At 60.3% G+C, this 14,755-nt stretch carries 11 protein-coding genes and 1 pseudogene; 7 read left to right on the top strand and 5 right to left on the bottom strand.

The window, feature by feature from the left end:
- Window positions 1-75: 75 nt before the first annotated feature.
- Together GLX_RS00890 and pyk are read left to right on the top strand one after the other, a co-directional pair.
- Window positions 76-912, top strand: coding sequence for a sulfotransferase family protein (locus tag GLX_RS00890; RefSeq protein ID WP_014104175.1), 837 nt, complete (start codon window positions 76-78; stop codon window positions 910-912).
- Window positions 869-1,915 (top strand): pyruvate kinase, encoded by a 1,047-nt coding sequence (gene pyk / locus GLX_RS16870; protein ID WP_231850365.1) that lies wholly within the window; start codon window positions 869-871, stop codon window positions 1,913-1,915. The genes GLX_RS00890 and pyk overlap by 44 nt, the downstream gene beginning before the upstream one ends.
- A 143-nt stretch (window positions 1,916-2,058) precedes the next feature.
- On the opposite strand, the pseudogene GLX_RS18825 reads toward pyk, so the two are convergent.
- Window positions 2,059-2,624: pseudogene (locus GLX_RS18825) on the bottom strand (IS630 family transposase); the annotation flags it as partial.
- A gap of 562 nt (window positions 2,625-3,186) precedes the next feature.
- Window positions 3,187-4,197, bottom strand: a complete 1,011-nt coding sequence (locus GLX_RS00870) for an LLM class flavin-dependent oxidoreductase (RefSeq protein ID WP_041247511.1) — start codon at window positions 4,195-4,197, stop codon at window positions 3,187-3,189.
- Between the two features lie 149 nt (window positions 4,198-4,346).
- Between GLX_RS00870 and GLX_RS00865 the strand changes: the two genes are divergently transcribed.
- Window positions 4,347-4,535, top strand: a complete 189-nt coding sequence (locus tag GLX_RS00865; protein WP_014104170.1) for a hypothetical protein — start codon at window positions 4,347-4,349, stop codon at window positions 4,533-4,535.
- A 26-nt stretch (window positions 4,536-4,561) separates the two neighbouring features.
- Here the strand turns inward: GLX_RS00865 and panS are convergent, their stop codons facing one another.
- Window positions 4,562-5,482, bottom strand: a complete 921-nt coding sequence (gene panS, locus GLX_RS00860; protein WP_014104169.1) for a ketopantoate/pantoate/pantothenate transporter PanS — start codon at window positions 5,480-5,482, stop codon at window positions 4,562-4,564.
- 229 nt (window positions 5,483-5,711) lie between these two features.
- Between panS and GLX_RS00855 the strand changes: the two genes are divergently transcribed.
- The 4 genes from GLX_RS00855 (at window position 5,712) to GLX_RS00840 (ending at window position 11,486) form a co-directional block, all read left to right on the top strand.
- The gene (locus GLX_RS00855) at window positions 5,712-7,643 is read left to right on the top strand and encodes an N-acyl-D-amino-acid deacylase family protein (RefSeq protein WP_014104168.1); all 1,932 of its coding nucleotides are present in this window, start codon (window positions 5,712-5,714) and stop codon (window positions 7,641-7,643) included.
- A 77-nt stretch (window positions 7,644-7,720) separates the two neighbouring features.
- A complete protein-coding gene (locus GLX_RS00850) occupies window positions 7,721-8,926 on the top strand; it encodes an OprO/OprP family phosphate-selective porin (protein ID WP_231850364.1) in 1,206 nt (401 codons plus the stop codon).
- A gap of 58 nt (window positions 8,927-8,984) precedes the next feature.
- The gene (locus tag GLX_RS00845) at window positions 8,985-9,809 is read left to right on the top strand and encodes a DODA-type extradiol aromatic ring-opening family dioxygenase (protein WP_014104166.1); all 825 of its coding nucleotides are present in this window, start codon (window positions 8,985-8,987) and stop codon (window positions 9,807-9,809) included.
- Between the two features lie 141 nt (window positions 9,810-9,950).
- On the top strand, window positions 9,951-11,486 hold the full coding sequence (locus GLX_RS00840; protein ID WP_014104165.1) for a glucoamylase family protein: 1,536 nt from the start codon (window positions 9,951-9,953) through the stop codon (window positions 11,484-11,486).
- Window positions 11,487-11,497: 11 nt separating this feature from the next.
- Here the strand turns inward: GLX_RS00840 and GLX_RS00835 are convergent, their stop codons facing one another.
- Complete coding sequence (locus tag GLX_RS00835) at window positions 11,498-12,889, bottom strand: NAD-dependent succinate-semialdehyde dehydrogenase (protein WP_014104164.1); 1,392 nt, start codon at window positions 12,887-12,889, stop codon at window positions 11,498-11,500.
- Between the two features lie 213 nt (window positions 12,890-13,102).
- A complete protein-coding gene (ahpF, locus tag GLX_RS00830) occupies window positions 13,103-14,683 on the bottom strand; it encodes an alkyl hydroperoxide reductase subunit F (protein WP_014104163.1) in 1,581 nt (526 codons plus the stop codon).
- Window positions 14,684-14,755 lie beyond the last annotated feature (72 nt).

The following is a 14,755-nucleotide window of genomic DNA, read 5'->3' as shown; positions in this document are numbered from 1 at the left end:
ACCCGGATGGGTAATAGGCCATATTTATCAATTTTCTAGAATGCAGAGATCGCAAACTTTGTGGTTTTTGTGTTCATGCTTTCACCGCTCGTCCACTTCATGTCCGGTCTGCCGCGGTCAGGTTCGACCCTGCTTGCCGCAATCCTACGCCAGAATCCGGTTGTAGCCGAAGCGGGGTATATTTCTCCCGTTGCACCGATGATCGTTAAACTCACCTCGGTCATGGTTGAGGGAGAATACCAGACCGAATTTGACACCAAAACCCGCGATCGGGTCCTGCAGGGCGTGCTTCTGAACTATTACGGCAAGCTGTCTGCGCCCGAAGGTCAACAACCGATGATCATTGATAACAGCCGCATCTGGTGTACCCGTCTTGGATTGGCAAATGCACTCTTTCCCGGTTCCAAAGTCATCTGCTGCGTACGGGATCCGGTCTGGATTATTGATTCCTTCGAGCGTCTCATTCAGAAAAATCCGCTGCTGGGATCAAAAATCGTGCCCATCGAACGCCGGGGCAATCTCTACAGCCGCATAGACTATATCCTTGCGGCAGACGGCCCGTTCGGCTTCTGCTGGCGAGCTTTCAATGAAGCCTATCATGGTGATATGGCGCATAACCTTATTGTGGTCGATTATGACCGTCTGGTGAACGATCCGGCCGAAACAATGGCCATCCTCACCGATGCACTCCAGCTTCCTGCATGGCGCTACGATTTTGAACGCGTACAATTTGAAGAACCTGTTGCGTTCGACCAGAACCTGAATTCGCCCGGTCAGCATATCGTGCGTGAGCGAGTTGGGGCTATACCTCGCAGACTATCTATTCCTCCCGAAATTTCTTCCCGGTTGGCAGGTGGTACTTTCTGGCGTGATCCCCGCAAAAATCCGGGTGGAGCTACGATCATTGCCTGAGTGCTCACCGCCCGGGATTGTGGCGACAATCGGTCCTGTTTCTGCAAATCGTGAGATGCTGCTGGCGCTTGATGGTGCAGGCATGACAATGGCGAGATTGAACGGCTCGCATAACACAAGCGAATGGCACCGGCGAACAATCAGGCTGATAAAGGAAACTTTACCCGGTATTCCTGTTCTTCTGGACATTCCCGGCAGGAAGATCAGGACAATACCTCTGGTTCATGAACCCGCGTTCAGGACCGGGGATGTCATTATCCTGACCACTGACCGACAGCATGACGGTTCAATCAAAATACCGGTCAATTTCGATCAGTTTCATGAATTCATGATGCCTGGCCTCGAGATTCACGCCGATGATGGTCATCTATCATTCACCGTGGAAAAAGTATACGGGCGCGACGTACATATCCGGGCAAACGTCGATGGAGTGCTGCGAAGCCGCAAAGGCGTTAATGTGCCGCAGGCTCGCTTCGAGCGACCACTGGTTACGAATCATGACCGTGAAATGATGGCCTTCGTCCAAGAAAATGACGTGGACTTTGTTGGTATCAGTTTTGTAGAAAGCGCGGGACACGTCGCAGCAATTCGTGATCTCATAACGCAAGAGCGGTTGGGTGTCGTCTCCAAGTTAGAAAATCAGGAGGGGCTGGACCATATGGATGAAGTTATCGCCACATCCAATATGGTCATGATCGACCGAGGTGATCTTGCGGTCGAAACCAGTCCCGAACTGGTATGTCTATTTCAGAAAAGCATTTTGGCAGCAGCACAAAGACAGAAAACGCCAGTTATCGTAGCGACCGAACTCCTGAACACCATGATCGAGCACCCATACCCCACCAAGGCTGAAATCAGCGATATTACCAACGCAGTTCTGGACGGTGCCCGCTTTCTGATGTTGTCGGGTGAAACAGCGATCGGATCTTATCCAGTGGAGGCAACATCCCGTTTGCAGCGAATAGGGCAAGCTGTTAGCACGTATATACATCAACGCAGTTGATGTTTGATCGCGAACCCTGAGTCACGTTTGATAACGGGGGATGAGCTATGATCTGGTGGTACACACTCGACCAAGGGGAGCGCGCTGCTTTCTGGCTCTGCCGCACTCTTCTTGATCCGACGTTACATTTATAATACCAACGGCTATCGTCTTTGACTTTTATGACACCATTTTCTGCGGCCGATGGAACGGATGGTGCCAGGGAACGCGGCGAGGTTGTTCCACGCGCTACAGGCGGCATTGATACAGCCAGTTGGCGTGGAGGAAAACTGCCAGACATTCTTGACCGGGTTCTGTGCGGGAACGCGCGAGGCCAGGAAGATCAGGCCGACGTTAAGCGACAGTCTGATTTTGGCGGTCGTTATGCCATGGCGCGTGATCAAGCAGAACGACGGCACGAGCTCCCCGGGCCACACAGCGCGCAATCCCATCGAGGTGCAGTTGCATGCTGTCCGTGCCGATAAACGGGAGAGCGGGGCCTGCGATCTTGTCTCATGCGGGACAGATTGCCCCAAACAGACAGGCGTTGGCATAGCGCTGGCGGGTTGCCCGTTTGGCCTCTTGCCGAACGACACCGTTCTTTTGCCCGATCCGCGCTTCGTCCTGGAGCCAGATTTCGATCCGTTTGCCGCGCAACAGATGGCCGGTGTGGGGATTCAGAAGTGTCAGGAAGTTTTTTGAAGGCGTCCATGATGGACGGGTCTCTCCCAAAAAAGAGAATCAGAAATGATGCACTACGTCACTTCACATATCAGTCAGTGGTTATGTACTTTGTTATTACTTTAAGTTTCTTAAGAATTAACCACAAAACCACGAAGAGTACTTGACTGGAAAACACCAGCAGAGGCACTCGACCAACTCCTCAAAAAGTATATAATCGAAGGTGTTGCCATGACCAGTTAAAGCCGCCTTGGGTGTCCTGATCGGGAACATCAAGCTGTTTGAAGGCAATACAGCACGCCCCATTTCCGACCATCTTGTCACTGGGAACCCCGATGGGTGGTATGCCCCGCGCCACATGCCCTGCCGCTGGACGGGCAGGCCAGCCTTCATCTGGGGCTGCTTTGTCTCGAAATTCTTGCAGGCGGCCCATATATCGTCAGGAACGATGAAGCTCCTGCATCCATTCCCGCTTCCCTGCACCCGATCAGGGTGCAGGGACCAGACACTTCCTGAACTTACGGAAGAAATTCTTAATAAAACGACGCTCTCGGAGAGCCCCCCTTAGAACGGGCACCTGTCAAGGCGGTCATCCTTCCCGCTGCGGCCCTTCAGCGCCTGTCAGGCATGTCCAGATCCAGCCTCAGCGCCATGGCCAGTTCAAGCGCCCGCCGCCTCTGAGCGTGGTCGTGCACAGGCAATGCAAGCAGAAGTTCATCGGGCTGGTAGCGCTGCACGAAGGTGCCCAGCGCGTGCGCGATTGTGGTAGGCGTGCCGGCAAAGGTGCAGGCCAGCGCATGGTTCAGCATGGCCTGCTCCGCCCCCGACCACAGGCCCGTGGCATCAACCACCGGCGGCGGAAAGGCAATGGGCCGACCGCGCCGCAATGCCACGAAATACTGCTGGAGCGATGTGACCAGATGGGCGGCTTCCCCCGCGCTATCGGCCGCGACCATGTTTATGCCCAGCATGACATGGGGCTTCGCACAGCGTTCTGACGGGATGAAGCGGTGGCGGTAGAGGGTGATCGCCTCCTCCATTTGCGCAGGCGCGAAATGGGAGGCAAACGCATAGGGCAGGCCCAGTTGCGCCGCCATTACGGCAGAATACAGCGACGAGCCGAGCAGCCAGACCGGCACCCGCAGACCCGCACCGGGAATGGCGCGGACAATATGGGGGGTATCATCCATGGCGGGTTCAAAATACTGCAGCAGTTCTTCCACATCCTGGGCAAAACGCTCAGGAGCATGCGGGTCCCGGCGCAAGGCACGTGCGGTACGCGGATCCGACCCCGGCGCACGGCCCAGCCCAAGGTCGATCCGGCCAGGAAAAAGGCATTCCAGTGTGCCGAACTGCTCGGCTATGACCAGCGGGGAATGGTTGGGCAGCATGATCCCGCCTGCGCCTACGCGGATATGGCGTGTCGCTGCCGCGACCTGACCGATCAGGACGGCGGTCGCGGCGGACGCGATACCGGGCATGCCGTGATGCTCGGCCAGCCAGTACCGCGCACAGCCCAGGCTTTCCGCCAGCCGGGCAAGGTCCATTGTGTTGCGAAAAGCATCGGCCGGGCCATGGCCGCGCGTAATGAGGGACAGGTCAAGAACGGAGAAAGGAATCACCAGCATACCTCGGCATAACAATCACGCACCTACAGCACATATGGGAGCCGGGAGCAGGCAATCCAGATGGCGCGCAATGGCGCAGCCCCGCCGGGCAACCATCGGGATCGGGCCACGTTGGTTGGGCAGGCATCTTGTGGAGTTTTCCCATGCTGACCCTTCTCATCATCATCCTGCTCATCCTCGCTATTGGTGGCGGGGGTTATGGCTTCCGCTCCGGATGGTATGGCAGACCAAGGGGTACGGGCTTCAACGGCCTGGGCCTGCTGCCTGTCGTGCTGTTCATCATCGTGCTGTTCCTGCTGTTCTACCCGCCCGGCACGGCCCCCACGCCCTGACCCCGGCGTGCGACCGCGATCGGGGTTCAGACATTCTGATCGCGTGGCGGGCGGGCCGCCCACAGGGCCGCCAGCGCCGAGCCTGAAATATTGTGCCATACCGAAAAGACTGCTCCCGGCAATGCTGCAAGCGGCGAGAAATAAAGCCGCCCCAGGGTTGCCGCCAGGCCAGAGTTCTGCATGCCTACCTCCAGCGCCAGGGTGCGGCAGACCGCCTCATCAAACCCCAGCAGGCGCCCACCCCAATATCCACCCAGCAGCCCGGTCGCATTATGCAGCACCACCCCTACAAGCACGAGCGGGCCGACCGCAGCAAGTGCTGGCGCGGCACCCGCGACGATACTGCCAATAATGGCCATGATCGACACCATGGCGACCAATGGCAGCGCCGGTTCCACCCTGCGGATTACGGGCGCGCATAGCGTGTTGACCGCAACCCCGCCCAGAACCGGCAGGGCCACGATCTCCATGATGCTGCAAAACAGCCCCCAGCTGTCCACGCTCACCCCGGCCGAGACATAGAACCGGGTCAGTAGCGGCGTGGCCACAATACCCACCAGCGTGGAAAGCGTACTGATGCTGACCGACAGCGCCACATCCCCGCGTGAGAGGTAGATCATGACATTGGAGGCCGTGCCACTGGACACGCAGCCCACCAACACCATGCCAGTCATGATCATGGGGGGCATGTGCAGCAGGTGGGCAATGACCCAGGCCGCCAGCGGCATGACCAGGTAATGCAGCACCACCCCGGCCAGAACCGGGGCCGGACGGCGTGCGATACGCACGAAATCGCTCCCCCGCAGCGTAACACCCATGGTGAACATGATGAAGGCCAGCAGCGGCGTGATGGCAGGCGTCAGCGCCACGAAGGGCGCGCGCCACAGCACAGCAGCAACCGAGACAAGCACGGCCCATAGCGGGAACAGGCGCGTCAGCACGGGCATGGACCCTGCGGATGGGCTGATGGGGTCACCACTCTGTCTCCTCCTCCATATGGGGCCGCAGGCTTAACAGACGGCACGCCTGCCATCAAACCACGCCCACCACCAGCCATGGCGGAACCACAGTCGCATCGCGATGTTGTATGCATGATGCTGCCGTACCGCTTATAATAAGCGACAGACCCGGAATTTTCCGCCCTGTCCGCCCCGCAATCCCAGTCTGGAGGTCCGTGTGCCTGATACCATTTACCGAAATGCCATCCTGTTTGACGGGACGGGCAGCACGCCCGTCATTTCCGATGTCGCCGTATCTGGTGGCAGGATTTCCGCGATTGGCCCGGCACTTGAGGTAGAGGGGGAGGCCAAGGAAGTGGACTGTACCGGCCTGTGGCTCATGCCCGGGCTGCTGGATATCCATACCCATCTTGACCTTGAACTGGAGCTCTCCCCCGAACTGCCCGAAGTGGTGCGTCACGGTACGACCACGGTGGTGATCGGCAACTGCTCCATCGGGGTAACATACGGCAACCAGCGCCGTGACGGGGAAGACCCGATCGTGGACTGTTTCGCCCGCGTGGAAAACATGCCCAAACCCGTTCTGGCCAAGGTTGCGAATACCTGCACATGGTCGGATTCACAGGGGTATCTTGACCATCTTGGCGAGCTGGCGCTGGGGGCGAATGTCGTGCCACTCGTGCCGCATTCCATGCTGCGGATCGAAGTGATGGGCCTGCAGCAGTCGATCAGCCGCAGCCCCACACGGCGCGAACGCGGACGCATGGAGTTGCTGCTTGATGCGGCCATGGCGCAGGGTTACGCCGGTTTTTCAACCGATGCCCTGCCCTTCCACTTCCTGGCCAACGATCCACACAAGAAACGCAAGATCCCGACCCAGTACGCCAGCTACCGGGAACTCAGGCAGTTGACCGGTGTCGTGCGCCGCTATGGCCGGGTATGGCAGGCAACGCCACCCAAGGATGACATAATCGAGGCCATGCGCGCCTTCCTGCTGACCAGCGGGCGACTGTTCGGCCGCCCGCTCAAAACCACTGTACTGGCCGCGATTGACCTGCAGACCAACCGCATGGCGGTCAGGCTGTGCCTCATGCTCTCCGCCATCCTTAATTCACGCCTGCTGGAGGGGATATTCCGCTTTCAGGTACTGTCCGGCACGTTCCGGGTCTGGAGCGACGGCGCCATCAATCCTCTGGCCGACGAAATCCCTGAATTGTGCGCACTGAACGAACTGGAACTGGACGACCGCGAGGGGCGGGCGCGCATCATGGATGACCCGCAATGGATCGCGGCCTTCCGTCGAATGTGGATGCAGGGCAAGACGGGCTGGTCACTGGCACGCCTGCGCCGCCTGCTGCGGCAGGAAGAAACTGTGCTGACCCGCAACCTGGCCGACATGACCGTGGCCGAATGCCCGCTACCACAGTGGAACGGCGAGAACTTACAGGCCCCCTATGACCGCCTGCGCCGGTGGCAGAAATCACATGGTCGACGAGGCGCATATGACGCGACAGAGGCTGCGTTCTTTGCGACCTTCCCCAACCCGGTGGGGGATGACGCCAGCTTCCTTCTGCACCTGCTACGGCAATGGGATACCAACCTGCGGTGGGAGACGACGTTTGCCAACCGCAATCCCGCCACCCTTGCCAGCCTGCTGTTCAACCCACAGACCCTGCCCGGCTTCAACGACAGCGGCGCCCATCTGGCCAATATCGGATTTTATGATGGCAACCTGCGCTTCCTCAAGATCGCGCAGCAGGCTGGCGGCATGGATACGGTGGCCAATGCGGTGCACAGGCTGACCGGCCTGCCCGCCGCCTTTTTCAACCTCAATACCGGGACCATAAAGGTAGGTGCGCAGGCCGACCTGTGCACGATCGACCCCCTTGCCCTGCATGCGTGGGAACCCGAAGAAACCTATGCCTTCGTCCATCGTGCCCAGTTCGGGTGCAGGCAGGTGATCAATCGCCCCACGGGGGTGGTGCGCCACGTGATGGTGGGCGGAAAAATGGCGTGGACAGGCACGGATTATGCCCCATCCTTCGGGCAGGAAGCCTTGGGGCGGGTCATGCGGGCAAAGGACCATCCGCTTGAGCGGGCATACAGCCCGCCCGCGCCACATACCCCCGGCAATGGGCCGCAACAATAATTTGACTGCCCGCCTCGCGGCAGGCCCATGGTATGAACACGAACCTGATATCGCCTGTTACGTGGAGATACCAAGCCTTGTCATTCCGGTTGCGGGCCGGACCTGCCGCAGCAGGTCTGCTGGCCTGTTTTTACACGACGGCCCAGGCCCAGAGCGTGCCTGCACTGGCCCTGCATGGCGTAACCATCAAGCCCTATGCCACCGACCAGCTTGACGTAGGCGGCTTTGCCAATGCAGGCCCCGCCCACCCCGGCACCGGCGCGCGTGCGGCACGGCTGCGCAATGGCGTGCGGATTGATATCCACAAACAGGTGGAAATCGGGGCGATATGGGATTTCGGCCCCGCGCCCGCTGGCCCCATGCGGCTGTTTGAAGGGCAGGTTTCCTATACCGGCCTGCGGCATTTCGTGTTTACGGCGGGCATTTTCAAACCCAGCTTCGGGCTGGAATCCATGGCGGCCCAAGGCGATACGGTTTTTGTCGAGCGCTCCAGCATTTCCACCATAACCCGCAACCTTGCCACGGGTATCGAGCGTGAGGCGGTACAGGCCGAAAGTTATGGCAGGCGCTACCATATTGCCGTATCCGCCACGGCAGGCACGGCCGGCCCCGGCGTAGATGGCAACCAGCGCGCCATGGCCTTCCGCGTGGTGGGACTGCCGGTGCGGACCCGGTCGCTCCTGCTGCATCTGGGTTTTTCGGGGGAGTGGATATTCCACCCCGCCAGCGCGCACGGCGCAGGCCCCGGCCTGGCACTGTCCGACAACCCCGAACTTAATCCCGGTACGGTGTCCAGATACCTCAATACAGGGCGAATCGCGGTCGATGCCGGGGGCGCATTCGGCGTGGAAGGAGCGCTGTCATGGCGCAGGCTGCTGGTACAGGCGGAAGGCTATGACATCATGCTCCATACCCGCGCGCCGCAATACAGCCACCAACCACACTTCCATGGCTGGTACGGCATGCTTGCCTATACGCTCAACGGGCGGGGACGGCAGTGGAAAGGCCGGTCGGCGGCATTTTCCTCTCCCACATGCAACACGGCGCAGACCGTGATGTGCAACGGATATGGCGTGCTGGAAGTGGCAGCCCGCTATTCACAGGCCGACCTGCAATCCGTCGGCATACAGGGCGGAAACCAGCACACTGCGGCACTTGCACTGAACTGGTGGCCAACCGCGATCATGCGCGTGACCATACAGTATGAATATGGCCAGATCCGGGATGGCAGGATACCCGAACACTTTCATGGCATCATGTCGCTCTTCCAGATAAAATTCTGATCACTCACGTTACCCAGTATCACTGGACCAGCATGGTCCCGTCCGGGAGGCAATACCCATGGCACAGCAACCCGCCACGGCGGCACCGCATTCCATCCAGCCGGTCATGTTCCTGCCCCATGGCGGAGGTCCCTGCTTTTTTATGGACTGGCCCGATACGTGGGACCATATGGCAGCCCACCTGCGTGGCATTGCCGCCACCCTGCCCTGTCGGCCTGACGGGATTGTCGTGGTATCCGGCCACTGGGAGACCGGCGTGCCCACCGTGACATCTTCCCCCCACCCGTCGCTGATTTATGACTATCACGGCTTCCCCGCCCATACCTATGAACTGCGCTACCCCGTGCCGGGCTCCCCTACCCTGGCGGCACAGGTGTGCCACCTGCTGGATAAAGCGGGCATACCCAATGCACAGGACCCTACACGCGGGCTGGACCATGGGGTGTTCATCCCCTTCCTGCTGGCCTTCCCGCAGGCGGACATTCCCGTGGTGGAACTGTCCCTGCAGCGCGACCTGCTCGCTGGCATGGAACTGCGGATCGGGGCGTCACTCCAGCCCCTGCGGGCGCAGAACGTGCTGATCGTGGGCACGGGCATGACCTATCACAACCTGCACCACTTCATGAGTAGCAACCCACAATTCAACACGGTCTCACACGATTTTGATACGTGGCTGACCCATGCGGTAGAAGCGCAGCCAGACATACGCAACGAAGCCCTGACCCACTGGACACAGGCACCCGGTGCCCACATCTGCCACCCCCGCCCCGAACACCTGCTGCCGCTGGTATTTGCCGCCGGTGCCGCAGGACAGGACCGGGGCGTGCGTGACTACAGTGATACGATAATGGGCAAGGCGCTTTCGGGATTCCGTTTTGGCTGACAGGGGCCGGTCCCGGTTTTTCGTTACACTTTGCAATACCGCCACAAAGGCGAAACGATAGATGGGATCTTGCCATCATCCCCTATCTGAATTCATAAAGATCGGGCGATAACGGGCAGGAGACTGGCTTTGCGACCTCGTATGACCGGGGGGCGCGTGGGTGTTTGCATATCAGCGCTGATATATTGCACATCCCTGCCACCTGCGCCCGCGCTTGCAGTGGGCCAGCCCGCCGCACCGGCTGCCCACCACGCCGACATGGTCATGATAGGCGATCTGGAACGCCGGACCTTCCAGTGGTTCTGGGACTCAGCCGATCCGCGTACCGGCCTGGTACCCGACCGCGCGCCATCGGCCCAGACATTCAGCAGTGTCGCCTCCATCGGCTTCGGGCTTACGGCGTACGGCATCGGGGTCACGCGCGGCTACATCACCCGCACACAGGCCATTACCCGCACCCTGACCACGCTGCACTACCTGCTGGACGGCCCGCAGAATGACAGCGCCGATGGAGCGATGGGGTACAGGGGATTCTACTACCACTTCCTCAACAGGGCGACCGGCCTGCGCTACAACCACGAGATCGAACTCTCCAGCATCGACACGGCACTGCTGATGGAAGGCGTCCTGTTCGCCCAGTCCTTCTATGACTACCACACCCCGCGTGAAGCCGAGATCCGTGACCTGGCCGACCGGTTGTACCGGCGTGTGGACTGGCAGTGGATGAAACGCCCCGACAACAGGCTTAGCATGGGCTGGAGCCCCGAACACCAGTTCATCCCCAATTACTGGGAAGGCTACAGCGAAGGCATGATGGCCTACATCCTTGGCCTTGCTGCTCCTACCCACGGGCTGGAACCTGCATCGTGGCAGGCATGGCTTGCTACCAACAACCAGCGCTGGGGGAATTATTACGGCCAGACCTTCCTCAACTTCGCTCCCCTGTTCGGCCACCAGTACAGCCATGCCTGGATTGACTTCCGTGGCGTGCGCGATGAATGGGCGCGCGGCAAGCAGATCGACTATTTCGAGAACAGTCGCCGCGCGGTCTACGCCCAGCGGGCCTATGCCATGGCCAATCCCGGCAAATGGCAGGGCTACAGTGCCACCACATGGGGCCTGACCGCCTGTGACGGGCCGGGCGAGGTAACGCAGAAGCTGGATGGACGGGACCGGCATTTCCTGTCCTATTCCGCCCGTGGTGCGGGCCGTGACTACACACAGGATGACGGCACCATAGCGCCCACCGCCGCCGCCGGTTCCATCGCCTTCGCCCCGGAGATCGTACTGCCCACCCTGCGCGACATGAAAAACCACTACGGCCAGAAGATCTATGGTCGCTACGGCTTTGTCGATGCATTTAACCCCAGCTTCCACAGCGGCCAGTCTTACTGGACCGACAGCGAGTACCTGGGCATTGACCAGGGACCGATCCTGCTCATGATCGAGAACTGGCGCACGGGACTGGTCTGGAACGTGATGAAGCGCAACCCTTACATCCGCGCAGGGCTGGAACGCGCGGGGTTTGAGGGCGGGTGGCTACCTGCTGCACCGCCTGCCCCGGCAGGCGGGCATGATGCCCGCACCACCCAGCTTGCCCCACTCCCCGCCACGGGCGGCACCGCCAGCGGGCAAACAGGCAGAAGGGACGGGGCGGCATCGGTTCATCCATCGTGACACGCCCACCATCAGGGGGCCGCATCAATGGGCACGACATCAATCAGCTTTTTGTTAACGAACTCCTGTATGCCCATGGATGACAGTTCCCGCCCGAACCCTGAACGCTTGACACCACCAAAGGGCAGGTCAGACGTGGTCCAGGTGGGGTGGTTGATATAGACCATGCCGGTCTCGATCTGTTCGGCGACGCGCATACCGCGCGCGGTGTCGCTGGTAAAGACCGAGCCACCCAGGCCATACGGGTTGTCATTGGCCAGTTGTATCGCCGCATCATCATCCTTGACCCGGAAGAACATGGCCACCGGGCCGAACAGTTCCTGATGGAACACCGGGTTATCGGGCTTCACATTGGTCAGGATGGTTGTCTGCACGAACGCGCCGGTATTGGGTGGCGTGGGGCCTACGCGCATGGCAATCGCGCCATGCCTGACCGCCTGCTCCACCTGCTCGTTCAACTGGTCGGCTGCCGCCTGCGATGACAGAGGCGGCACGCCACTTTTCTCATCCATCGGGTTGCCGGGCACAAGCTTGCCCAGTTCGGTGGCAAACCGGTCCAGGAAGGCATCGGCAATCGGCTCCGCCACGATGATGCGCTTGGCCGCCACACAGCACTGCCCGCCATTGTTCATGCGGCCCCATACCGCCCATTTTACCGACTTTTCAAGGTCGGCATCATCCAGCACGATAAAGGCATCACTGCCGCCCAGTTCCATCGTGGTTTTCTTGAGCGCCTTGCCCGCCTGTGCCCCCACAATGGCTCCTGCCCCCTCGCTGCCGGTCAGGGCCACGCCAATCACACGGTCATCGGCAATGATGGCACCAAGCTGGTCGCGGGTAGCGTAGAGGTTGGTGTACAGCCCCTCCGGCGCACCAGCATTGGCAAAAAGCTGCTCGAAGACGGCAGCCGACTGCGGCACGTTGGAGGCATGCTTGACCACCACAACATTGCCCGCCATGAACTGCGGCCCCACCACGCGGGCCAGTTGGTAGTAGGGGAAGTTCCACGGCTCAATGGCAAACACGATACCAAGCGGCTGGCTGACCACCATGGCCTGGTCGCCCCGGCCGCTCTTTTCGGTCAGTTTCTGCGGGGCCAGGAATTCCTCGGCATTATCGGCGTAATACTGGAGAATATCGGCTGAGAGTTCCACTTCCGCCAGGCTCTCGCGGTACAGCTTGCCCATTTCCAGTGTCAGGTAACGGGCATATTCGTTCTTGTGCGCGCGCAGCAGTTCCGCTGCCCTGCCCACAACAGTCGCACGCCGGGCAAAGGGCAGACGTGACCATTCCCTGTAAGTCTCCTGCGCGCGGTCCAGCTTGCAGGCCAGCTCCGCATCCGTCAGATCGGGGAAGGTTGCCACGGTCTCGTTAGTAAAGGGGTTAACGGTCTTGTACGCCATTGGTCTGCCTCCGTACACAGTGCACCAGGCATGTCCCGTGCGGCAGGAACCTGAATGATAAAAGTACGCTCCGCAGGCTGCCTGTCCATGCGCAACGGCATGCAGTCACAAGGGTTGCATGACCATTGCCGGGCTCGATGTCACAACCCGGAACGAAAACACGCCCGTGCAGGGCACGGGCGTGTCAGATCAGGCGCAACGGTGGCGGCCTCATCAGGCCGGCACGGACCGGGAGGCCGGGGCTGGCACGCGGATCAGGTAATCAAAGGCCGAGAGGGCTGCTGTGGCCCCATCACCAATGGCGATGACGATCTGCTTGTAGGGCGTTGTCGTGGCATCGCCTGCGGCGAACACGCCCGGCACGGACGTCGCGCGATGGTCGTTGACTACAATCTCCCCAAAATCGTTGAGTCTGAGCGTGGTCTTCAGCCAGTCGGTATTAGGCAGCAGACCGATTTGCACAAACACGCCTTCCAGATCGACATGGTGGTCGGCCCCGTCGCCGCCACGATAGGTCAGGCCGGTCACGTTCCTGCCGTTGCCTTCGATCCGGGTGGTCAGTGCCTCGGTCAGCACCGTCACGTTGGGCAGGCTGTGCAACTTGTCCTGCAGCACCTTGTCGGCCTTCAGGTACGACCCGCGCTGCAGCAGCGTGACATGCGCAACAATGCCGGCCAGGTCGATCGCAGCTTCCACCCCACTATTGCCACCACCCGCCACGGCCACGCGCTTACCCTTATAAAAGGGACCATCACAATGCGGGCAATAGGCAACACCCTTGTTACGGTATTCCTCCTCACCCGGTACACCCAGGTGCCGCCAGTGGGCACCAGTAGCCAGTATGACGGTGCGAGCATGCAGGATCGCCCCGCTTTCCAGCGCAACACTATGGAGGCCACCCGGCAGGGCCGCCGGAAAAAGTTCCTTGGCGCGCTGGCCGCTGATGATCTCGACATCATAGGCACGCACATGCGCCTCCAGTGCCGCTGCAAGCTTTGGTCCGTCGGTTTCGGGCACGGAGATAAAGTTCTCGATCCCGGCGGTATCCATGACCTGCCCGCCAAAGCGCTCGGCCACCACACCCGTTCGCAGGCCCTTGCGCGCGGCGTAGATTGCAGCCGATGCCCCAGCGGGGCCACCGCCAATGATCAGCACGTCAAACGGAGCAATGTCCTTCAACTTTTCCGCAGCACGGCGGGGAGCATCAGCATCCAGCTTTGCCAGAAGCTGCTCCATATCGGCGCGCCCGGTCTCGAACGGCGCGCCATTAAGGTAGACCTGCGGCACGGACATGATGTTCTTTGCCGTGACCTCATCTTGAAACAATGCCCCGTCAATCGTGACATTGCTGATATTGGGGTTGAGCACGCTCATGGCATTGAGCGCCTGCACCACATCAGGGCAGTTCTGGCATGACAGCGAGACATAGGTCTCGAAATGGTATGGCCCCGGCAGCGCTTTTATCTGTGCGATTTCATCATCAGACAGCCTGGGCGGGTGTCCGCCCACCTGCAGCAGCGCCAGCACGAAAGATGTGAACTCGTGCCCCATGGGGATGGCGGCAAACGTAACCCCTGCCCTGCCCCCTTCGCGCTTTATGACAAAGGAGGGCCGGCGCGTGGCCTGCCCCGCCTCTGATACCTGCACCTTGTCGGAAAGGGCGGCGACCTCGTGCAGGAGTTCATGCATCTCGCGCGATTGCGCGCTGTCATCCAGCGATGCCTCAAGCACGATGGGGTGCGCGAGACCTGCCAGATACCCCTTGAGCTGCGCTTTGATGGGATCTTGCAACATGGGAAAACTCTCCGCTCTTTGCCGAAAAAGGGGCAGGATGGCCCGGCCCTAAAAGGGCCAGGCCGTGACCGC

The organism is Komagataeibacter medellinensis NBRC 3288 (genome assembly GCF_000182745.2).
Lineage (GTDB): Bacteria > Pseudomonadota > Alphaproteobacteria > Acetobacterales > Acetobacteraceae > Komagataeibacter > Komagataeibacter medellinensis.
The sequence above is the reverse complement of the archived record's forward strand: the minus strand, read 5'-3'. Positions and strand labels throughout refer to the sequence as shown.